The 22,160-nt window shown below is 30.3% G+C and carries 19 protein-coding genes, 1 rRNA gene and 1 other annotated feature; of the genes, 9 read left to right on the forward strand and 11 right to left on the reverse strand.

Annotated elements, in window-relative coordinates:
• From BD821_RS09660 to BD821_RS09675, 4 genes are all read right to left on the reverse strand, one after another.
• A 16S ribosomal RNA gene (locus tag BD821_RS09660) occupies window positions 1-77 on the reverse strand; the annotation flags it as partial.
• Between the two features lie 748 nt (window positions 78-825).
• On the reverse strand, window positions 826-1,221 hold the full coding sequence (locus BD821_RS09665) for a hypothetical protein (protein ID WP_104410306.1): 396 nt from the start codon (window positions 1,219-1,221) through the stop codon (window positions 826-828).
• A 96-nt stretch (window positions 1,222-1,317) separates the two neighbouring features.
• Complete coding sequence (locus BD821_RS09670; RefSeq protein ID WP_104410307.1) at window positions 1,318-2,427, reverse strand: M20/M25/M40 family metallo-hydrolase; 1,110 nt, start codon at window positions 2,425-2,427, stop codon at window positions 1,318-1,320.
• Window positions 2,428-2,611: 184 nt separating this feature from the next.
• Window positions 2,612-4,183, reverse strand: a complete 1,572-nt coding sequence (locus BD821_RS09675) for an AbgT family transporter (RefSeq protein WP_104410308.1) — start codon at window positions 4,181-4,183, stop codon at window positions 2,612-2,614.
• A gap of 365 nt (window positions 4,184-4,548) precedes the next feature.
• Between BD821_RS09675 and cls the strand changes: the two genes are divergently transcribed.
• Window positions 4,549-5,979, forward strand: a complete 1,431-nt coding sequence (cls, locus tag BD821_RS09680; protein WP_104410309.1) for a cardiolipin synthase — start codon at window positions 4,549-4,551, stop codon at window positions 5,977-5,979.
• A 54-nt stretch (window positions 5,980-6,033) separates the two neighbouring features.
• On the opposite strand, the gene BD821_RS09685 is transcribed toward cls, so the two are convergent.
• Window positions 6,034-6,483, reverse strand: a complete 450-nt coding sequence (locus BD821_RS09685) for a VanZ family protein (protein ID WP_104410310.1) — start codon at window positions 6,481-6,483, stop codon at window positions 6,034-6,036.
• A gap of 182 nt (window positions 6,484-6,665) precedes the next feature.
• Between BD821_RS09685 and BD821_RS09690 the strand changes: the two genes are divergently transcribed.
• The gene (locus BD821_RS09690; RefSeq protein ID WP_404814252.1) at window positions 6,666-7,265 is read left to right on the forward strand and encodes a uracil-DNA glycosylase; all 600 of its coding nucleotides are present in this window, start codon (window positions 6,666-6,668) and stop codon (window positions 7,263-7,265) included.
• Between the two features lie 195 nt (window positions 7,266-7,460).
• On the opposite strand, the gene BD821_RS09695 is transcribed toward BD821_RS09690, so the two are convergent.
• On the reverse strand, window positions 7,461-9,077 hold the full coding sequence (locus BD821_RS09695) for a bifunctional metallophosphatase/5'-nucleotidase (protein WP_104410311.1): 1,617 nt from the start codon (window positions 9,075-9,077) through the stop codon (window positions 7,461-7,463).
• 725 nt (window positions 9,078-9,802) lie between these two features.
• On the opposite strand from BD821_RS09695, the gene BD821_RS09700 reads away from it, so the two are divergent.
• From BD821_RS09700 to BD821_RS09710, 3 genes are read left to right on the forward strand one after another with little or no spacing between them, the layout of a single operon-like run.
• Entirely contained in the window at window positions 9,803-10,624 is an 822-nt protein-coding gene (locus BD821_RS09700) for a transporter substrate-binding domain-containing protein (RefSeq protein ID WP_104410312.1), read from the forward strand.
• 16 nt (window positions 10,625-10,640) lie between these two features.
• A complete protein-coding gene (locus tag BD821_RS09705) occupies window positions 10,641-11,297 on the forward strand; it encodes an amino acid ABC transporter permease (protein ID WP_104410313.1) in 657 nt (218 codons plus the stop codon).
• Window positions 11,284-12,006 carry an amino acid ABC transporter ATP-binding protein gene (locus BD821_RS09710; RefSeq protein WP_104410314.1) on the forward strand — a complete coding sequence of 241 codons (723 nt, stop codon included), beginning with the start codon at window positions 11,284-11,286 and terminating at the stop codon, window positions 12,004-12,006. The genes BD821_RS09705 and BD821_RS09710 overlap by 14 nt, the downstream gene beginning before the upstream one ends.
• Window positions 12,007-12,064: 58 nt before the next feature.
• Here BD821_RS09710 and tyrS read toward each other — a convergent pair whose 3' ends face one another.
• The gene (tyrS, locus tag BD821_RS09715; protein WP_104410315.1) at window positions 12,065-13,264 is read right to left on the reverse strand and encodes a tyrosine--tRNA ligase; all 1,200 of its coding nucleotides are present in this window, start codon (window positions 13,262-13,264) and stop codon (window positions 12,065-12,067) included.
• A 161-nt stretch (window positions 13,265-13,425) separates the two neighbouring features.
• Window positions 13,426-13,684: a binding site (T-box leader), on the reverse strand.
• A gap of 75 nt (window positions 13,685-13,759) precedes the next feature.
• Window positions 13,760-14,407: a PHP domain-containing protein gene (locus BD821_RS09720; protein ID WP_104410316.1), complete on the reverse strand. Its 648-nt coding sequence runs from the start codon at window positions 14,405-14,407 to the stop codon at window positions 13,760-13,762.
• Window positions 14,408-14,719: 312 nt separating this feature from the next.
• Between BD821_RS09720 and BD821_RS09725 the strand changes: the two genes are divergently transcribed.
• From BD821_RS09725 to BD821_RS09740, 4 genes are read left to right on the forward strand one after another with little or no spacing between them, the layout of a single operon-like run.
• The gene (locus BD821_RS09725; protein WP_104410317.1) at window positions 14,720-15,763 is read left to right on the forward strand and encodes an ABC transporter substrate-binding protein; all 1,044 of its coding nucleotides are present in this window, start codon (window positions 14,720-14,722) and stop codon (window positions 15,761-15,763) included.
• Window positions 15,763-17,454 (forward strand): ABC transporter permease, encoded by a 1,692-nt coding sequence (locus BD821_RS09730; RefSeq protein ID WP_104410318.1) that lies wholly within the window; start codon window positions 15,763-15,765, stop codon window positions 17,452-17,454. Before BD821_RS09725 ends, BD821_RS09730 begins: the two co-directional genes overlap by 1 nt.
• Entirely contained in the window at window positions 17,426-18,448 is a 1,023-nt protein-coding gene (locus BD821_RS09735) for an ABC transporter ATP-binding protein (RefSeq protein ID WP_104410319.1), read from the forward strand. Before BD821_RS09730 ends, BD821_RS09735 begins: the two co-directional genes overlap by 29 nt.
• A gap of 48 nt (window positions 18,449-18,496) precedes the next feature.
• Window positions 18,497-19,534 carry an oxidoreductase gene (locus tag BD821_RS09740; RefSeq protein ID WP_104410320.1) on the forward strand — a complete coding sequence of 346 codons (1,038 nt, stop codon included), beginning with the start codon at window positions 18,497-18,499 and terminating at the stop codon, window positions 19,532-19,534.
• Window positions 19,535-19,557: 23 nt separating this feature from the next.
• On the opposite strand, the gene BD821_RS09745 is transcribed toward BD821_RS09740, so the two are convergent.
• The 3 genes from BD821_RS09745 to BD821_RS09755 all read right to left on the reverse strand — a co-directional run bounded on the left by BD821_RS09745 (window position 19,558) and on the right by BD821_RS09755 (window position 21,819).
• On the reverse strand, window positions 19,558-20,535 hold the full coding sequence (locus BD821_RS09745; protein WP_169994108.1) for a L,D-transpeptidase: 978 nt from the start codon (window positions 20,533-20,535) through the stop codon (window positions 19,558-19,560).
• Window positions 20,536-20,916: 381 nt separating this feature from the next.
• Window positions 20,917-21,354 (reverse strand): dUTP diphosphatase, encoded by a 438-nt coding sequence (gene dut / locus BD821_RS09750; RefSeq protein WP_104410322.1) that lies wholly within the window; start codon window positions 21,352-21,354, stop codon window positions 20,917-20,919.
• A gap of 66 nt (window positions 21,355-21,420) precedes the next feature.
• Window positions 21,421-21,819, reverse strand: coding sequence for a hypothetical protein (locus BD821_RS09755; RefSeq protein WP_104410323.1), 399 nt, complete (start codon window positions 21,817-21,819; stop codon window positions 21,421-21,423).
• Between the last annotated feature and the right edge of the window lie 341 nt (window positions 21,820-22,160).

A 22,160-nucleotide genomic window follows, 5' to 3' on the forward strand; every position in this document is an offset into this window, starting at 1 on the left:
GAATAACTTCGCTCGACTTGCATGTGTTAAGCACGCCGCCAGCGTTCGTCCTGAGCCAGGATCAAACTCTCAATTTAAAAGTATATTCCAAATCTTAGATTTGGCATAAGACTTTCTGAGTGAGTTTCAAATGAAACTCTCAGTTTAATCTACTCAATTACATAATTCAAAAGAATTGCTGGTCTTTATATATCTTTTCTGTTCAATTTTCAAAGATCATGTACTTCTGTGTTGAAGTACTTTGTAAGTATATCATCTGTTTTTTTAGTTGTCAACAAGTTTTTTAGAATTTTAAATCTTCTTATACATTGTAGTCAACTTTTGATGAATCTTGTGCGTCTCTCTCGAGTGCTCATTTATAATAACATTATATTATCTTGTTGCAGTAACCATTATATCTAATTTAACCAGATTAAACTCTTATTTCATCTATTTACTATTAATTTCGCTTTATTCCTTAAGTTGATACACTAGGTAGTGTTTTTCTTGTAATATCAACTCTATATTTCAAAACAAGTAATCTTTTCTTAACTTGTGCCTAATATATTCCTAAAACAAACCCAAATACTCCTTTCTAATTCACTTTAACCGCAACTTTACTTACATTTTACACCCTAGCAACTTCAAAATCACTATACTAATACATAAAACCCATTTAATTATTGAAATAGCAATAATTAAATGGGTTTAAAGTGTAAACCACTTACCATCTAAAGATGATTATTCTTATACAACACTATTAATGTAGTAAGTTTATCCAAATTATAAATTTTATCTAGCATGGCTATTAAATATCAATGAGAATAATTCACTTTGGATATATATCTATATACCCTTTTGTCCTCTTATTCCCTTTACAGGTTTATTATAAACTCTATTTTTTCTATACATCATAGTTGTTTTGTGAGGTTTGTTATTAAAACCTTCATCTTGTTTTGAGACCTCATCTTTTATATTTTGTCTAACTCTACCAATAATATCCTTTATGTTAAATCCTTTAGGCTCTTTGTTATCAGACTTTGTAGCATTATCCATATATTCATCAAAATTATTAGCTATGTCTTCTTTTGTACTTTGTTTTAATTTATATGCTACGGCTGCCGCTGCTGTTGCTGTTCCTAATATCATCATAGTACCAAGTAAGCCACCATTTTTCTTCTTTCTCATATCTATCACCATAGATTCTTTAAAAATGTTACATATCTTAATAATATTGCACATCTTTAATCTATGATTCGCCTCCTTTTTTATAATAATAAAACTATGCTCTCTTTCTATATTATAACCTAAAATCCAACAATATATAATGGCCTTTCATTAAGCAAGTTTTATAATTTCTAAAACAAGCTTTGAAGCATTTACTAAGTCTTCTATCTTCATGTGTTCTTCTAAGGTATGCGCTTTTCTTTCTCCTATACCAAGGTTTATAGCTTTAATTCCATTTCCATTTAATATGTTAGTGTCACTTCCACCGCCTGTAGCTGCTGTAAATGAATTAACACCTATATTCTTGCAAGCCATCTTAGCATGGTCTACAATTTTATCTTCTTCTTCTATAACAAAAGGTCCATAAGCCCTTGTAGTTTTTATTTCTACCTTTGCACCAAAGCTTTTTGCTGCCTTTTCAAAACACTGAACCATATGAGCTGTTTGCACATCCAGCTTTTCACTGCTTAGACTTCTTGCCTCTGCGTTTATAATTATTTCAGGACATACTATGTTTGTTACTTTACCACCGTTTATAGTTCCTATATTAGCAGTAGTTTCTTCATCAATTCTTAATAGTTTCATATTAGAAATAGCTTCTGACGCAACCTGTATAGCGCTTATTCCTTCTTCTGGACAAACTCCAGCATGAGCAGGTTTACCTATTATTTTTACATCTATCTTATCTTGTGCTGGTCCTTTTATTACTATTTGTCCTACATCTCCGCCACTATCTAATACAAAGGCTCTTTTTGATGATATTTTGTTATACTCAAGATTCTTAGCTCCAAACAAGCCACCTTCTTCAAATATAGTAAATACTAATTCAATGGGTCCATGCTCTAAATTATTTTCTTTTATTACAGTTAATGCTTCAATAATAGCAGCAATTCCTGCTTTATCGTCTCCACCTAAGATAGTTGTACCATCACTATATATTATATTATCTTTTATAATAGGCTTTATCCCTTTTCCAGGGCTTACTGTATCCATGTGACAACTAAATAAAACAGGCTCCCCAGTTCTTGTTTCTTTTAGCTTTGCTATAATGTTTCCACTATTAGATCCTAATTTTTCCCCAGCATTATCTCTATATACCTCTAATCCTAGATTTTCTAACTTTTTAGCTATAAAGTCTGCGAACTCTTTTTCATTTTTAGTTTCACTATCAATTTGCACATAATCCATGAAACTTTCCACTAATCTTTGTTCTTTAATCATAGAAAAATACCTCCAAGTCAATATTTTTAATTTTATTTACTACTAATATTATCCCATATTTATGAGATTTCGTAAATTATCTTTGTTATGCATATTTAAATAGGCTCTTCAAGTATTAACCTTGAAAAGCCTATCTTATATAACTTACTATATTTAATCTTACTATATATAAATTGCTAAATCTTTAAAAGGGAAGAATATATTTCAATCCTGCTCCCGGTCCTAGTGGTAATCCAAACAATGTCCATATCATAAGTAGTATGGACCAACCTATTAAAAATACCATAGAATAAGGTAACATGGTAGAAATCAACGTTCCCATTCCCATATCCTCTTCATACTTTTGAGCAAAGGCTACTATTACAGCAAAGTAAGACATAAGTGGAGATATTATATTTGTAGTTGAATCTCCTATTCTGTACGCTACTTGAGTAAGCTCTGGGCTGTAACCCATTCTCATAAACATTGGTATGAATATGGGTGCCATTATTGCCCACTTAGCTGAAGCTGATCCCATAAATAAGTTTATGAATGCAGCTACTAATATAAAGGCAATCATTAAAGGTGCACCTTTAAGGCCTGTTGAGTCTAAGAAATTAGCTCCTTTAACTGCAAGGATTATTCCAAGTTTTGAATAAGTAAAGTATGCAACAAACTGAGCTGCAACAAATACTAAAACTATATATCCACCCATAGAGGACATAGCCTTTGACATTCCATTTATAACATCTTTACTGGATTTTACTGTTCCTGATCCTAGGCCATAAAAAGCTCCCGGCACCAAGAAGAATAATAATATTATAGGTACTATACCATCCATAAAAGGAGTATGTCCTAATATTTTATGTGTTTCTGGATGTCTTAATATGCCATTATACGGAGCTGTTAAAGCTACAATAATAGCTATAAATATTATTAAAGATATTCCTGCATATTTTAATCCCTTTGATTCTAAACTAGTTAATTCACCAGTTTCTACAGTATGTTTTCCTTTGTATTCACCAAGTCTTGGTTCTACTATCTTGTCTGTAACAAGTGTTCCAAGAATAGTTATTAAGAATGTAGATACTATCATAAAGTACCAATTAGCAACTGGTGTTACTGAATAGCTTGCATCTACCATTTTAGCGGCTTCAGTACTTATTCCACCAAGAAGTGGATCTATAGTTCCTATAAGAAGATTTGCACTAAATCCTCCTGAAACTCCAGCAAAAGCTGCTGCAAGTCCAGCTAATGGATGTCTTCCAAAGCTTAAAAATATTATAGCACCAAGTGGTACTAGCACTACATAGCCTGCATCAGATGCAACGTTTGACATAATTCCTGTGAAAACTACAACAGCAGTTATAAGCTGCTTTGGAGTACTTAATACGAGTTTTCTTATAAGAGCTGATATAAGACCTGTACCTTCAGCTACTCCAACACCTAGCATAGCTACTAAAACTGTACCTAGTGGTGCGAAACCTGTAAAGTTAGTTACAGCATTAGTAAACATATATCTTATACCATCTGCTGATAATAAACTTATTGCATTTACTGTAAGATCTTTAGTCTCTTTAGTCTTTGGATCTATACCTGTATATGTAACTGAGACTCCAGCCTTAGCACATATAAATGAAATAATAATAATTGCAATACATAAAATCAAAAATATACTTACAGGGTGTGGCATTTTATTACCAGCCTTTTCTACCCAATCAAGAAACTTTTGAAACTTTCCCCTCTTTTTTGCATCTTTAGTATTTACCTTATTCATTTTGTCCTCCTTATTAAAGCTAACCTTTTAATGCATTCCCTTATGAATCCCTAAAGGTGCTAACTATATTTAATACATATTCTATAAATAATCTTAGGATTTTGCAAGTGTTATTTTTTCTTAATTCTAAAGCCTATACTTTTCTGAAATAAACTGAAAATATAAGTTTTCAAAATATTGATGTACCATTACCTATAATATTGAATTAGAATATAGTAATAATGCCAAAAATACAGATTTAAAAATTCTAAATATAAATCCTTATCTAAAATATTTTATATTTCGTCGACATTCTATGCTTATAATGGTAAAATATGCTCATAATATTACTAAAGGATCAAGTGATTCATTAAGGAGGTAGCATTTTGAACTTTCAAACCATTGCAACGTTTATACTTTTTATAAATATAATAATCTCCATAACCATAATCTCTTTAGAGAGAAAGAAACCAGAAAAGGCCATTGCATGGCTACTTGTTCTTACATTGCTTCCTCCCGTTGGTTTAATTCTTTACATCTTCCTTGGTCGAAATTGGAAACTACATAAATTAAATGAAACTATTACTGATGATATTAAAGAACTAATTTACCCAATAACCAAGGATTATAAACATCAAGAATATGTTCCTCTAATGGAACTTTTAGCTAATAATAGTGATTCACCTATATTTATTAATAACAATATAAAAATATTTGCTGATGGAACTGAAAAATTTGCTTCCCTTAAAGAAGAGCTATTAAAAGCAACTCATCACATACACCTTGAGTATTACATTGTTAAAAGTGATGAGATAGGTAATGAAATCAAAGATATCTTAATTAAAAAATCTAGAGAAGGTGTAATTGTTAGATTTATAATGGATAGGGTTGGCTCCATAAAGATTAAAAGGAGTTACATTAACGATTTGAAAAATGCAGGAGTTGATGTAGTTCAGTATTCTTATTTTTTAGCCCCCATTTTAAGAAGTATAAACACTCAAATAAATTATAGAAACCATCGTAAGATTGTAGTAATAGATGGTAAGGTTGGATTTATTGGTGGTGCTAATATTGGAGATGAATATCTTGGCAAAGGTAAGCTTGGATATTGGCGAGACACTCATATAATGGTTAAAGGGGATTTTGTATTAGGTCTTCAAGCAGTTTTTCTTGATGATTTTATGACTATCCAAAGAGCAAATAATCAATATTCCTTTTATGACCTAGAATTTAAGCATTACTTCCCAACCCCAGAAAAACATGGTGATAAGGTTATGCAACTTGTTAAAAGTGGACCTGACTCTACCTTTCCATCTATAATGCAAGGTGTTGTAAAAATGATAAGCATGGCTACACACCATATTTATATAACTACACCATATTTTGTGCCTACTGAAAGTGTATTAGAAGCTTTAAGGATAGCTGCTCTTGGTGGCATAGATGTAAGAATTCTTTTCCCAGGTCAAGCTGACCACCTTGTAGTTTACTACGCTTCAAGAACTTATCTTTTAGACCTTTTAAAATGTGGTGCACATATATATCTTTATGATGAAAAGTCTTTTGTACATGCTAAGGTAACCACTGTAGATGGCAGAATAGCAACTTTAGGTACTGCTAATATGGATATAAGAAGCTATGAATTAAATTATGAAATTAATGCTATGATATATGACTCTAGTGTCACAGAAGAACTAGAAATGATGTTTTATAACGATATTTCCAAAAGCAAAAAATTAACCTTAGAAGATTTCCAAAACACTAAAAGAATTTATAAAATTATAGAAGCTGTATCAAGGATGTTTTCAGCTATACTTTAACATCCCTTTGCGGAATTCTTCCATCCTGTTAGGCGAGGAGTAATTCACTTAGTATTAGCTAGGTTCATCTTTTTTTATTTTGACAAAGACAAATACTATTAAAAGAGCAAACAATCCCCCAGTGCTATCTACTAAAACATCTTTTAATGCTCCAGCTCTTCCTGGTACAAATAGCTGATGGAACTCATCTGTCATAGCGTAAGCCACAGTAATTATATAGGATATAAAAAATAACCTTCCTTTTTCAAAGTAATATTTCATCACATTATAGGTTAAAATAAATAATATAAAGTATTCTGTGAAATGTGCTGATTTTCTTACTATAAGCGTTGAAAGCTCTCCAAAGTAAGTGTTTAAATCTAAACCTAGCACATTAAATATATATATTACAATTTTACTTTTTTCACTAGAGACCTCTCCTATTTGAGATGAAAAGTAAAATATTAAAACCATCCAACCAATAAGTAGTGCAAAGTTAAGCTGTTTTTTACTAACCTTTTTCATTATTTCTCCTATTCTTTTAAATATTTTTATTTTATACTTTTAATTTTTATAATATATTCTATCAAAGTATGTATTTATGCTATTATCAATATAGATTATAATATTATATCACAAAGGAGATAAAAATTTTGAATAAAAACATTGATATAGATCCCATAAAAATCCCCAATAAAAATGTTACCATAGAGGATATAAAAGATAAGGCAAAGCAAATATCTGAAAACTATAAAGATGAAGCTATAGGGGGATATATGTGTGGAGACGGCCCAATTCCTTCTGATATCTTATTTATAGGTGAGGCTCCTGGTAAAAATGAAATAATTGAAGGTAAACCTTTTGTGGGCATGGCAGGGAAAACCTTAGATAATTATCTAAACCTTGCAAACATTAAAAGAGAAGATATACGAATCACAAATACTTGCTTTTTTAGACCCATAAAGATAAAGCAAGGCAAAACTGGCAGAGAAACCATAAGTAATAGAACTCCAAAACCTTCTGAAGTAGAACTTTTTAGAGAGGTTTTAGATGCGGAAATAACCCTTGTAGACCCTAAAATAATAATAACTTTAGGCAATACTCCTCTTAAAAGACTTACTAAGTTTAAAACTATAGGTGAATGTCACGGAAAACTTTACTTTAACGAGGAACTTAAAAGATACATATATCCAATGTACCATCCTTCATCTTTAACTTATAACAGAAAAGAAAGCTTTAAAATAGCTTATGAAGATGATTGGAAAAACTTAAAAGAAATTCTAAAAAAGGTCCTTACAGCTAAATAATTATATCATGGCTGTAAGGGCCTTTATTTTTTCTTTATTTATCTATATCTATATTTGCCTACTTGTTTATATCTATTTATATATTTGTTTATTTATATATTTGTTTATTTATCTATTTATCTATTTCTATATTTCTGTATCTATCTATTTGTTTGTTTGTTTATTTATCTATTTTCTTATTTATATCTATTATAACTAATCATCAAAATAATCCTTAGGATATATAACTTCCCAGTTCCCATCGAACTCAGCTTTTATAACATTTTTCTTAATTATATAATCTGCTATAAGCTCCGACATATCTATATTTATCTCTCTTATAACAGGTTTATCTTTGAACATATCATAGTCTCCGCCGCCACCTGCTCTATAATTATTCATAACCACATCATATTCTTTATCCATGTCTAACTTAGCATTTTTATAATTTAGTAGCACTACTCTTTCTCCTAAGGGTTTTGATAAGTCTAATTTATAGTCTATTCCTTCCCACATATCGTAATTATAAGGTTGTATCTTCATATTTTTATACTTACTATCTATATTATTATCTTTACTATAAGTATTATCTTTCACGCCTTTTTGAAAATATGCAGCGCTTCTTTCTAGAGCCTCTTTTATATCCTCACCCTTTATTCTTATAACCTTTAATGTGTTTGGATAAATATAATTAGAAACCACATTTCGCATTGTTATCCCGTCATTAAACCCCTTAGCCTTATTGTCAAAAAGTGAAGTTGCTGAAATATCCACCTTTGCATATTTCATTTGAACCTTATTTATAAATTCAACAAAAGCATTATCTTTTAACCGAGTTTCCAAATGGTTATTTATGAACATATCACCTTCCACTCTTCCAATTGGAGTGTCAAGCCACTTTTGAGTTGCCTTTTCATAATCTTTAACCTGATTTAATATATTTTCGTCTTCTTTAACCTGCTCTGTATCTAAAAGTTTTGAGTCTTTATCTACAACTTTCCAACTTCCCGAAGAATTTTCTAAGGTTATTTCTACCTTTACTAAAGCTTTACCTTGATACCCTGGTGACACAGTAAGCACACCATTTATCATCTTTTTATTTATAAATACATGTTGATGTCCCGTTAATAGCACATCTATTTCAGGTATATTTTCACATATCTCATAAGCTTGATTTTCTCCTGTTTCACTGATTACCTCATCATTTTTAATGTTTCTTTCGTAACCACCATGGTAGCTAACTATTAACACATCTACCTTTTCTACATTTTTCAAATAACTTACAAATGTCTTTAATGGAAATATAACATCTAAAAAATCTAGTCCTTTTATATTATTGCTATCTTCCCAGTTAGGAATATATTTAGTGGTTGAGCCTATTATACCAACCTTTATACCGTTTTCTAATTCCTTTATTATATAAGGTCTTCCAAAATAAGGTCTCCTAGTGTCTTTATCTATAATATTAGAGCTAAGCCAAGGAAACTTGGAATCCCCTACAGCATTATTTAAAAAATCCTTACCATAATTAAATTCATGATTACCTATAACTGCAGCATCATAATTCATTATGTTCATCACCTTAATTAAAGGATTAATACCCTTGTTATCTATATTTGCATAATGATATATTAGCGGTGTGCCTTGAAGCATATCACCATTATCTATAAGTATTAAGTCTTCCTTTTTTTCTCTCTCTTCTTTAACTAGAGTAGCGATTTTTGAAAGTCCAACCTCTTTTCTAGTATTATCTGAATAATCAATAGGAAATATTGCACCATGAACATCACTGGTTTCCAAAATCACTACCTTATAATTCTTACTTTTATCCATAATATCACCCTTATAAGTTTTATTTATGATTTAATAATTCACTATAATAAATTCTAACCTAATAACCTTAAACTATTACCTTTTTAAAGTTATTTATTATAATAGTTTATACTTCTTATTTAATTATTATCTAATGTCATTTACAACATTATACCAATAAGTACACATTATATACATCTAAATATTTCAAGTATTTAGATTTTAATGCGAAGAATTTTAAAAGGGCTCTGAAAATCAAATTCCTTTGCATCATAAATTTCACCATAGCCACGTAAATTTGCTTCTTTTATATTTATAGACTATTAATTAGAAATCTTATTAACATTATAAGTTTTTATTACATACTTATACATTCCGTATTTAAATGTTAACTACATAATGTGTACCTTATTTCAGAGTACATAATCATGTTAATACGTATCATCTGACGTAACCCTTTGTTATATTTTTATGCAATTAATATTATATTTGAAAATATTTTATAAATATGCTTGCATATTTATAACTATTAGTTGTATAATTATGCACATGCCAATTAGTTTTTTTAAAAAACAATCAACATTCATTTAATTTAAATGTGGACAATACTAAAAACATCTTAGTTATCCACAGGATAGTAAACAAATTTTATTAAATGTTTATGTAAATAATATTAAAAAACATCAAGTGATTCTTAGACCATGATGGTAGCCATGGGATAAATTATTTTAGGGGGAGATTTTAAAATGAAAAAAACAGTATTAAAAACAATATTATCTGTAGCAATTATCGGAGTTATGGGATTTTCCTTATCCGCTTGTGGAAAGAAGGATAATAATACAAATCAAAGTCACTTAGATAAGGTTAAGTCTTCTGGAAAGCTTGTCCTTGGTACAAGTGCTGATTACCCACCTTATGAATTTCATAAAAATATAGATGGCAAGGATACTATTGTAGGTTTTGATATTGCTATAGCAGAAGAAATAGCAAAAGATCTTGGGGTAACTCTTGAGGTAAAGGATATGGATTTTGATGGTCTTTTAGCTGCTTTAAATACAGGTAGTGTGGACATGGTTATGGCGGGTATGACTCCTGATGATACAAGAAGAAAAAAAGCTGACTTTTCAAATATATATTATAATGCATTGCAGGACATAATAATAAGAACTGAAGATAAGGATAAATTTAATTCTTTAGAAGATTTTAATGGTAAAAAGATAGGTGTTCAAAAGGGTTCGCTTCAAGAAAAGATGGCAAATAACCAATTAAAAAACAGTGAAATTAAAGGTCTTGGTAAGGTTACAGACTTAGTTCTTGAACTTAAAAATAACAAGGTAGATGGCATAGTTGTGGAAAAGCCAGTAGCTGAAGCTTACATAAAAAGAAATTCTGCTATGACTTTATCTACTCCAAAACTTGAAGAAGAGGGAGAAGGCGGATCTGCTATAGCACTTAGTAAGGATTCAGGCGAATTTTTAGAAACTATTAACAATACTTTAGATAGACTAGCTAAAGATAATCTAATCGAAGGTTTTGTTGTTAAATATAATGAATTAATGGAAGAATAGCAAAGGGGGATTTAAATTGGATTTTAGCTTTTTAGGTGAATATTCAGGGTTTTTCTTTAAGGGTGCTAAGTTTACCCTTATCCTTGCTTTTTTCACAGTAATAATTGGGTCATTAATAGGTCTTTTACTTTCTCTTATGAAGCTTTCAAATAAAAAGATATTAAAATTTATATCCTCTATTTACATAGAATTTATAAGAGGTACTCCGGTTCTTGTTCAACTTTATATTATATATTACGGTCTTCCAGCTATTGGAATAGAGCTGCCAGATCTAGTGGCTGCAACTATTACCATGTCTATTAACAGTGGTGCATATGTAGCTGAAATAATTAGAGCTGGTATAAATGCAGTAGATAAAGGACAAACAGAGGCTGCAAGAAGTCTAGGTATGGGAAGCTCTATGACTATGGCAAATGTTATAATTCCTCAAGCTTTTAAGAACATCTTGCCTGCCTTAGGTAATGAATTTATTGTAGTTGTAAAGGAATCTTCAATAGTTTCCGTTATAGGAATTCATGAACTTATGTATAATGCAAATACTGTTAGGGGTACAACCTTCCAACCCTTTGAGCCTCTAATAGTTGCAGCTTTATTTTATTTTGTAATTACATTTACCCTTTCAAAATTACTTGGAATAGCTGAAAGGAGGATGAAAATAAGTGATACAAATTAAGGATTTAACTAAAGACTTTGGTGATAATAAAGTTTTAAAAGGTGTTAATGAAGAGATTAAAAAAGGTGAGGTAGTGGTTGTTATAGGCCCTTCCGGATCTGGAAAGAGTACTTTTTTAAGATGCCTTAACCTTTTAGAAATTCCTACCTCTGGACATATAGTCTTTGAGGGACAAGATATTACAGACAAAAAGGTAGATATAAATAAGTTAAGAGAAAAAATGGGCATGGTATTCCAGCAGTTTAACCTATTCCCACATAAAACAATTTTAGATAACATAACTTTAGCTCCTATAAAAGTTAAAGGTAAATCAAAGGAAGAAGCTGAATCTATAGCCTTTAAATTACTTGATAAAATAGGACTTAGAGAAAAAGCAAAAAGTTATCCTTCTCAGTTATCAGGTGGACAAAAACAAAGAATAGCTATAGCTCGTGCTCTTGCAATGGAGCCTACTGTTATGCTTTTTGATGAACCCACTTCAGCACTTGACCCTGAAATGGTTGGGGAAGTTTTAGCTGTTATGAAGGATCTAGCAAAAGAAGGCATGACCATGGTTGTTGTTACCCATGAAATGGGCTTTGCAAAAGAAGTTGGAGACAGAGTTTTGTTTATGGATAATGGAAATATTGTAGAAGAAGGCAAGCCTTTAGATATATTTTCAAACCCTAAAAACCCTAGAACAAAAGATTTCCTAAGTAAGATACTTTAAATAAAGATAACCAGTAAATACTTTAATATATTTACTGGTTATCTTTTATTTTGAGTTATTATAACTTAATCTTAGCAAACTTTTTCTTTCCTACTTGTATTATATCCTCATCCTTTAATTTTACATCATTAAAGTCGTTAACCTTTTCGCCATTTATCCTAACTCCACCTTGAGTTATAAGTCTTCTAGCTTCACTGTTAGATGATGCAAGCTTTGCATACACTATAACTTCTATAAAGTTCATAGTATCAGTTATTTTTACAGGTTCTAGATCTTCTGGCATTTGATTTTTCTGAAACACATGTACAAAGTGATGTTCAGCTTTTAAGGAATCCTCTTCACTATGATATAATCTTACTATTTCTTTAGCTAAACTCATTTTTACATCTCTTGGGTTTACGCTGTCTGACTGAAGATTAGCCTTCATTTCATTTATCTTATCTGGATGTATATCTGTTGCAAGTTCAAAGTACTTTATTATAAGATCATCTGGTATTTCCATAGTCTTTGTGTACATAAGCTCTGGACTATCATAAATTCCAATGTAGTTTCCAAGACTTTTACTCATTTTTTCCTTACCATCAAGTCCTTCTAATATAGGCATAAATAAAGCAATTTGGCATTCCTTGCCGTATTCTTTTTGCATAGTTCTACCCATTAATATGTTAAATCTTTGATCAGTTCCACCAAGTTCTATGTCTGCATCTATTGCTATAGAATCGTAAGCTTGCATTAAAGGATAGAAAAACTCATGAATTCCTATGCTTATTTCATTTTTAAATCTATTTTTAAAGTCTTCTCTCTCAAGCATTCTAGCTACACTGTATTTTGCTGAAAGTTCTATGACATCTCTAAAATTAAGCTTTTCAAGCCACTCACTATTAAATCTTAGGTCTGTCTTTTCTTTGTCTAATATTTTAAAGATTTGCTTTTCATAGGTTCTTGCATTTTCCATAACCTGCTCTTTTGTAAGTTGTTTTCTCGCCTTTGACTTACCTGTTGGATCTCCTATCATTCCAGTAAAATCACCTATGATTATTACCGCCCTATGACCTAAATCTTGAAGTTGCTTTATCTTTCTTAAAACTACTGCATGACCTATATGAATATCAGGAGCACTTGGATCAAGTCCGAGCTTTACTACAAGAGGTCTATTTTCTTTTTCTGCTTTTACAAGCTTCTCTTTTAATTCCTCTTCGTTTATAATTTCTGCTGCACCCTTTTTAATAATCTTTAATTGTTCATCTACACTTATCATAATAATTCTCCTCTCTAATTTTACATGATGTGCTATAGGTGTTTTGGCTACTCATAGCCCTATAATAATCTTTACTGTTAATTGAGAATTCTCCCCTAAAATAAAGATTATTACCTAATGTCTTTTAAATAAATAAAAAACCCCCGTCCCTATAGCTAAGCTATAAGGACGAGAGTATATAATCTCGCGGTACCACCTTAATTTATTTATATGTCACCATATAAACCTTTTCGAGTACAATATAATACTCTATCCCTATAACGTGGGAAGGATCCGTCAACAGCCTACTTACTTAAATAAATTAAGCTTTAAGTGTGATACTCCAAGACGTATTCAGTATATTATTCTTCTCTCCTTTACACCAAACAGGAGCTCTCTTTGGAAGATTAATATCTTACTCTTTCTTTTCATAGTATTTTAAAAAGTTGTTTCATTAAATTCATCTTATGGTATCAGATATAAAATAAAATGTCAATATTATAAAATAATTATTACTTACGCTGTCCTTAAAGTATCATAAACATTTATAGTTTCAAAGCCCTTATCCTTTTTTCTAACTGGGCAAAAGTTTCCTTCTCTAATTGCCTCTATAAAATCTTTTTCATCTCTTATATTGTCAGCAAATTTTGTAGCATATGTACCTATTTTATTTACCACATGAGCGTCACTAGCCCCAAAGCACCCAAGATTTAATTCTGTTGCTAAGGCGTAGGCATAAAGATTTGCAAAAGGATATGTACTTCCGTTGAATGCTTCTACCCCTGTAAGTGTGGACTTTACATCTCTTATATGATCTCCAAGTCCCCTATTATTATTTCTATAAGGATGTGCACTTATGGTGACTCCATCCACCTTATTTACCATTTCTATAAGCTCTTTTGCGTGAATCATCTTTTCTGGCAACTTTTCAAGCCCAAATACTAGGATATCACCTTCAAAGGTTAGAATTTCTGCTCCTACAATAACCAAAACTTCATCTTTATAAAATGAAGGTGATATATCTTTTCTTAATCCATTGCTTTCGTGATCTGTTATGCAAACTCCATTAAGACCTATTTCCTTTGCTCTTTTTGTTATCTCATCAAGACTCATGTTGCTATCATCTGAATATATATTTTCATGCATATGTGTATCTATAATCATCTAAAACCCCTTACATACATTTACTAAAGTTATTAAAATCAATTTATCATAGCCTATCTAACTATTAATTCTAGTAACTTACAATGAGTAATATATAAGGGTTTTCACCCTCTTTCTTTTATATAGTGGTTTAATGTATCTTTTGTTATATTTATATTCTAATACAAAAGCTTAAGTTTTATTATTTTAATTACAAATGATAGAGACCTTGTCTATAGTATTTATCTATACTGATGAAATAAATGTAGAATCGTGTTAAAATTTAATTGAATTTGTAAACTAAATTTTTTCTCTTTGAAAGGAGTATTTATTATGAAAAGATCTTCTAGTATTCTTGCGCTTTTATTGTCTGGTGTTTTAACCTTAGGTCTTTTTGGTTGTGGTAAAAAGCCTTCTTCAGATGTTCCAAACACTGATGAAACTAAGAAAGAGTCTACTTTAAATATAGTAGCTACCTCAGAGGACTATAAACCACTATTTGAAAAGTTCACTGAAGAAACTGGAACAAAGGTTGAATTTTTATCCATGTCTTCTGGAGAGGTAATCTCAAAGGTAAAGGCTGAAAATGGAAAACCTATGGCTGATGTTTGGTTTGGTGGCGGAATAGATGCATTCATGCAAGCTAAGGATGATAATTTACTTGAAAAATGTGAGTTTGAAGGATCAAATGACCTTTCTCCCGAATTTAAAGATGAAGATAACTATTGGTTTAGCAAGGGCTTAACTGTGGTTGGCTTTATTGTGAATAATGATGTATTAAAAGAAAAGAATCTTCCAGAGCCAAAATCTTGGAAGGACTTAACTAATCCTGTCTATAAAGATGAAATACTTATGTCGAATCCTGCAATTTCTGGTACTAACTACGCTGTACTTAATTCCTTAATACAAACTTTAGGGGAAGAGGCTGGCTGGAAGTACTTTGAAGAATTAAACAAAAACATACCTTATTATTCAAAAAGAGGTAAAGATCCAAATGTCAAAACAGTTGCTGGTGAAGTTGCTATAGGTATAACTTACATAGACAAGTCCCTTGAAAATTTAGAAAAAGAAAAAAATGCTAAGTTAATTTATCCTGAAGATGGAATGCCATGGGTTCCAGAAGGCGTTGCAGTATTTAAAAATGCTAAAAACCCTGAGGCTGCAAAGGAATTTATGACCTGGGTGTTTAAAGATGAAAACTTAAAAGAAATAGCAAAGATAGATAATAAAGACACTGTAAAAATAATAAAACCTAATCTTCAAGGTGTTGAATTAACATTTCCAAAGGATAAGCTACTAAAACAAGACATTTCTTTATTCGGAAAACAAAGAAAAGAAATGTTAGAAAAATGGAGCGCCCTTGTAGGGGACAAATAATGAAAAGTTTAAAATCAAGGGTATCTAATAATAGATTAGATACCCATTTTTATAATATAATAGATAAAATGCTTATCCTTATCATTTTTCTTTTAGTATTTACATTTATACTTTATCCTATACTTGCAGTTATACATAAAAGCTTTTTCCCAAATGGAAGCTTTTCTTTAGACCTTTATAAAGACATATTAGTTAACAACAAAAAACTTCTTAAAAATAGTTTATTTGTAGCTAGCTTATCTACTGTCTTTTCTACCTTAATAGCTTTGTGTATATCGATTTATACAAGCTTTTCTAAACATAAGATTAAAAACTTAGTTATGTTTGTATTAATATTATCCATGATATCTCCTCCCTTTATTTCTTCTTTAGCATACATTCAACTTTTTGGGAAGAGGGGATTTATAACTCATACATTATTAAAATTAACTCTTAACCCTTATGGCTGGAAAGGAATTGTTATAATGCAAAGCTTGTCTATGGCATCTTTAAGTTCCTTAATGCTAATAGGAAGTATAAATTCTATAGATAAAAATCTTTTAAATGCCTCTAGGGATCTAGGGTCTGATAGTAATTTTGCTTTAATAAACATATTACTACCACTTATGAGGCCTTCACTAATAGTATGTGCATTATTATCCTTTGTAAAATCTTTGTCGGATTTTGGGACTCCCATGGTAATTGGAGGATCTTTTAATGTGCTAGCTACTGAAATTTATATGAGGATAATAGCATATTCCGCCTTAGAATACGCATCAGCTCTTAATGTTCTTATTTTAGTTCCTTCTTTGCTACTTTTTATAGCCTATAGATTTTATATGAAAAGATCTTCTAACCTGACTAAAGCTTCTGGAAGATCAAGCTATGAAGATTTAGATATAAAGATTAAAGGTATTCTCTATTACTTTATAACCTTAGTAACTTTTATGTTTTTAATAATGACCTTGCTTCAATATACTAGTATATTTTTATCTAGTATATCTAAATTTAGCTATGGTAAGTTCCAGTGGACTTTGGACCATATAAAATATTTAAGGGTGTATAATAGTTCAAGCTTTATAAGGAGTATTGTTTATTCTCTTATAGCAGGTATCTTTGGAACACTTCTTGGTATATTAATAGCTTATTATGTAGAAAGAAGAAATATTATAGGTACAAAGGCTTTAGATTTTATATCAACCCTACCTTATATAATACCAGGTACCTTTTTTGGAATAGGCTATATTTTGGCCTTTAATAATTATCCCTTAGAGCTTACAGGTACAGCTGCAATAGTTGTTCTAAATTGTATCTTTAAGCAGTTACCTATGACCACAAAAACTAGTAGTTCTTCACTATCTTTGATTAATTCTGATATAGAAAGGTCGGCAAAGGATTTAGGTGCTAGTAACTTTCATGTGCTAAAAGATGTGATCTTTCCTAATATGAAATCTGCCTTTGCTATAGGTTTTATGAATAATTTTACTAGTACCATGACCACCATAGGAGCCATAATATTTCTAATATATCCAGGTCAAAAGGTGGCTACTGTAGACTTATTTGATGCAATTAACAGTGGAAATATGGGAGTTGCTTCCGTAATATCTAGCATAATAATTCTTATAACCTTAAGCATAAATATAGTAGTTTCAAAATTCATTTTAGGAAGGAGTGTGGTTAAAAGTGTATCTTCAATTAAAGGGGCTAACTAAAGAATTTGATAAGAAAAAAGCAGTAGATAACTTGTCTTTGACCATTGAAAAGGGTGAAATTTTATGTCTTTTAGGTCCATCTGGCTGTGGTAAAACTACTACCTTAAAGATGATAGGAGGATTTTTAAAACCAGACTTTGGAAGTATTATAATTGAAGATGAAGATATAACAAAACTTCCACCAGAATTAAGGCCTGTGTCCACAGTATTTCAGTCCTATGCCCTCTTCCCTCATCTAACGGTTATTGAAAATGTTATATACGGTCTTAAATTTAAGGGCTACAAGAGAAAAGACGCACTAAAAAAAGGTAATGAATATTTAGATCTAGTAGGTCTTTTAGAATATAAAACCCGTAAGATACATGAATTAAGTGGTGGTCAACAACAAAGAGTTGCATTAGCTCGTTCCTTAATAGTAAATCCAAAGGTATTATTATTAGACGAACCCTTAAGCAATTTAGATGCAAAGCTCAGGATACGTATGCGTGAAGAAATAAAAGAGATTCAAAAAAAGTTCAATACTACCATGGTATTTGTAACCCATGATCAAGAAGAGGCATTAAATATGGCTGACAAAATAGCTGTAATGAATGAAGGACTTCTTCAACAAATAGGTACCCCTGAAGAAATATATAACAATCCTAAAAATGACTTTGTATTAAATTTCATAGGTACCGCCAACATTATTTATGAAAATGGTATAAAAAAGTTTATAAGACCGGAAAATATAAGCATAATAAAAAGTATCAGTAGTAGTATTAGTAGTCAAAGCTCTACAAATAATGTAAACTCACCAAAGGTGTTAGATTCTGTACAATCTATAGAAGCTGTAATTTTAAACAAAACTTTTTCTGGATCATTTTATATGTACACAGTTAAAACTAAAGATAACACCTTTGAAGTAAAATCAGATACCCTAACATCTTATAACATAGGAGAAAGAGTTTATATAGAAATGCTAGAAATTGGTAGCACCCCAGAGGTGCTACCATAATATGGGTGCACCTCTGGGGTGCATCCATATTAAGGGAGGTAATATAATATGAAACTTAATATGGCTATTTTAGGCTTTGGTAAGAGTGCTACTAGATATCACCTGCCTTATATACTGCTTAGAAAAGATATAAATGTTAAATGGATTTACAATAGAAATAGGAAATTCGAACTTGAAAAAGACTATGAGAATTGCAATATAAGTTTTACCGATAATATATCTGATGTCTTAAATGATGATGATGTTAAACTCGTAACTATTTGTACTCCACCTAGCACACATTATAATCTTGCAAATCTTTGCCTTTTAAATAATAAAAATGTATTAGTAGAAAAGCCTTTTGCAACAACACTTAGTGAAACAAAGAAGTTACTTGATTTAGCTAATTCTAAAGGACTTACTATAATGCCTTACCAAAATAGACGATTTGATTCTGACTTTTTGGTGTTAAAAAGTGTTATAGACCATGGTAATTTAGGAGATATTGTAGAGCTAGAATCACATATTGATTATTATAGACCTGAAGATACTAGTAATAATCTAGACTATTACAATGGAGCTGTTTTTAGTTTAGGTGTGCATATATTAGACCAAGCTATTTCCTTATTCGGTAGACCAGAAAAGGTATTTTATGATGTTAAATCCATAAGAAATCCCGCTAATGCTGATGATTATTATGAAATACAATTATTTTATAACACTTTCAAAGTTAAGTTAAAAACTAGTCATTTAGTAAAGCTTCCTTATTCTAGATTCACTATCCATGGTAAAAAAGGAAGCTTTATAAAAAGGTCAATAGATAGACAAGAGGAATTCCTAAAAAAAGGTATCATGCCTGAAACGGAAGGCTTTGGATTGGATACACCGGATGACTATGGAATTATAGATTATATTAATGATACAGGGGAAGAAATAACTCAGTTTATTAAAACTTCAAGTGGAGATTATGGAAAAGTCTATGATAGCATTTATTCTACTATTATGGATCATAAGGAAAAACTAGTTAAGGATGATGAATTGCTAACAGTTATAGAAATTTTAGAGAAGGCTTTTAAGGGTGATAACCCAAAGATTATAACCCTTTAAATATTCAAGTATTTAATGATAGTTTATTTAACAATAACCTTTGATCCAATAGGTACATTATCATATATCCATTTAGATTCCTCAACTTTTAATCTTATGCAACCATGAGAGGCTGGTTTCCCTAAAGTAGTATCTACTATATTTTTCTGTTCTTTATCAAAGGGTAGGGAGTGAAAAAGATAGTTTCCCTTAAATCCTACCCAGTATTTCCCCCCTTGATCATACTTATCCGTATAAAACCAATCTCCCTTGTTTTGTACGGTAAAGGTTCCTTTAGGTGTTTCCTTTCCATTTATTCCTGTAGAGCATAAAAATTCTTTAGTAAGTGACCATTTGTTTTTACTACCCTTATATATGTAGGTCTTTTGCTCTTTTATATTTACAAGGATTAGATACTTAGTACCACTTGCTATATCAAAGGAATTTATATTCTGCTTTTCTGAAATCTCCTGTTTCTTAAATACAGCTTGAACTTGATCCTTCTCTTTTAGTAAAAGATATTTATCTTTTTCCTCTTCATACTCTTTAACCTTATCTAGCAACTCTTTATCTTCTTTAAGTAATATTAGATTATCTTCAATTAAAGATATAGCCTTAGAGTAATATTTATCCTTTGCCAATTTATCAGCTTTATCTAAGGTGTCTTCTTTTATTGCTAAGTAGCACTTTCTTTTCATATCTAAAGCCTCTAAATATTCAGAGGAAAATGAGCTTACTTCATTAAGACTTTTCATAGCATCCACATAATCTTTATCATTAAATAAATTACTTGCCCTTTCAAAACTATCTTTTGAACTAGAAAATACGGGAAGGGATTCTTGTATTTCTATAACCTTAGAATTAACTACATCATATCTTTCAATTTCCCTTAATGTATATAATACATATTCTTTTGAAATATCATTGGTTTCATTATTTTCGTCTTCATTAGTCTCCAATTCTTCTATACAATTTAAGAAATAAGCCTTTAAATCCTTTTTAATTTTAATCTTTTTTACCATATTAAAATTACCTTTATTTAAGATAATTGAACTCGCTTTTATGTAATCTTTACTGTCAAAGGCCTCCTTAAAGCTTGACAGATCCTTATTATAAAAATTTAAACAAAGAGTAGCATATGACAAAATAATTAAAGTTAAAATTATGATGATTAAATTTCTAATTAATTTTCTACCATTAAAATATTTAAGCATACTTAGCTCCTTTCTTAAATTTGTACTCACCCATTAATTCATCTTTTAATTATTGACACAATTATAGAAATCTAATCACCTATATATTTCAATAAAATGGGAGCACCTCTGGGGTGCTGACAGTAAGTGTCAGTACCCCAGAGGTGCTCCCAATATATTCCATTCAATATATTCCATTAAGTTATAACTTTATGAAAGTCCGCTTGACCCAAAGCCACCTTGTCCTCTTTCACTTTCGGTGGTTAATTCAGTTACTTCTTCCACATTCACTAAAATGGTTGGCTTTATTACCATTTGAGCTATTTTCATAGCCTTTTCTACCTTAAATGTTTCTTTACCATGATTAATTAAGATTATTGCTATTTCCCCTCTATATCCTTCATCAATAGTTCCTGGGGTGTTTAGTACTGTAATTCCGTTTTTCAAAGCAAGTCCACTTCTTGGTCTGATTTGTGCTTCTGTATTTTCAGGAAGTTCTATTATTATCCCAGTATGTATTAACTTAGATTCACCAGGTTTTATCTCCATCTCTTCTACAGAAAATAAGTCTAATCCAGCATCACCTTTATGAGCTGACACTGGAAGTCTTGCTTCTTTGTGTATTAATTTAACCTTTAAATTGTACATCTATAAATACCTCTTTCAATTTTAAGCATGCTACACTATTATTTTTTTAATTATTTTTTAGATATATTAATTAACCTTTTTCAACTGGATTTCTTCACTTTTGTCTTCCCAGTTTATTGTAAGTGTTAAATTATCTTCATCAATATTTTCATGAAAATACTGTTCTAATTTTTTGGTATTTTTAAATATTACACTAAAAGCCTTTAAACTTTCAGAGTAATCTGAGCTTCCACTAAAATCATAGCCCGATAAATTTTCCGAATTAAATTTTATACTTTTAGGTATGGTGTTATTATCTTTATATTGTATTAATAATTTGTTATCTGTCTCTTTATTAAGCTCTAAACTGCCTATAAAGTTTTCACTTTTCCCTTCATATCTAATTTTATTTGTATTTGCAGCAACACATCCTGATAGAACAAAAATACTTAAAAACATAAAAATAATGCCTACTGTCCTTTTCAAAATAACACCTCCTTAAAAATTTTTTCCTATAATTATAGCATATCATATCTGGCAATTAAATTGTACAAAAAGTTCATTAAAAATTCAATTTTCACAAAAAACTTTTAAATGAATTATGCTACAAATAAATAAAGCTTTGTCATAATAAAAGTCTAGATTCTATCATCTGAATCTTTATGATTTTTTATTATTTTTATAAATTCATACCTTTCCATTATTAAACTACGGTTTCTAATCCTAAGCTTTTTTAAAATACTAACTGTGTTAAAATATATGTATTGATGTATTTATATACTGATATATTAAATATGATAAGCTTATGACTTAAACCCTTTCTTTAA

It is taken from the genome of Clostridium algidicarnis DSM 15099 (assembly GCF_002934235.1).
Lineage (GTDB): Bacteria > Bacillota > Clostridia > Clostridiales > Clostridiaceae > Clostridium_L > Clostridium_L algidicarnis.

Bases quoted from the DNA above. Each gene is read 5' to 3' on its own strand.
- BD821_RS09665 (WP_104410306.1), bottom strand. From the start codon at position 1,221: ATGTGCAATATTATTAAGATATGTAACATTTTTAAAGAATCTATGGTG.
- BD821_RS09670 (WP_104410307.1), bottom strand. From the start codon at position 2,427: ATGATTAAAGAACAAAGATTAGTGGAAAGTTTCATGGATTATGTGCAA.
- BD821_RS09675 (WP_104410308.1), bottom strand. From the start codon at position 4,183: ATGAATAAGGTAAATACTAAAGATGCAAAAAAGAGGGGAAAGTTTCAA.
- BD821_RS09685 (WP_104410310.1), bottom strand. From the start codon at position 6,483: ATGAAAAAGGTTAGTAAAAAACAGCTTAACTTTGCACTACTTATTGGT.
- BD821_RS09695 (WP_104410311.1), bottom strand. From the start codon at position 9,077: ATGGATAAAAGTAAGAATTATAAGGTAGTGATTTTGGAAACCAGTGAT.
- BD821_RS09700 (WP_104410312.1), top strand. From the start codon at position 9,803: ATGAAAAAAACAGTATTAAAAACAATATTATCTGTAGCAATTATCGGA.
- tyrS (WP_104410315.1), bottom strand. From the start codon at position 13,264: ATGATAAGTGTAGATGAACAATTAAAGATTATTAAAAAGGGTGCAGCA.
- BD821_RS09720 (WP_104410316.1), bottom strand. From the start codon at position 14,407: ATGATTATAGATACACATATGCATGAAAATATATATTCAGATGATAGC.
- BD821_RS09725 (WP_104410317.1), top strand. From the start codon at position 14,720: ATGAAAAGATCTTCTAGTATTCTTGCGCTTTTATTGTCTGGTGTTTTA.
- BD821_RS09730 (WP_104410318.1), top strand. From the start codon at position 15,763: ATGAAAAGTTTAAAATCAAGGGTATCTAATAATAGATTAGATACCCAT.
- BD821_RS09740 (WP_104410320.1), top strand. From the start codon at position 18,497: ATGAAACTTAATATGGCTATTTTAGGCTTTGGTAAGAGTGCTACTAGA.
- BD821_RS09745 (WP_169994108.1), bottom strand. From the start codon at position 20,535: ATGGTAAAAAAGATTAAAATTAAAAAGGATTTAAAGGCTTATTTCTTA.
- dut (WP_104410322.1), bottom strand. From the start codon at position 21,354: ATGTACAATTTAAAGGTTAAATTAATACACAAAGAAGCAAGACTTCCA.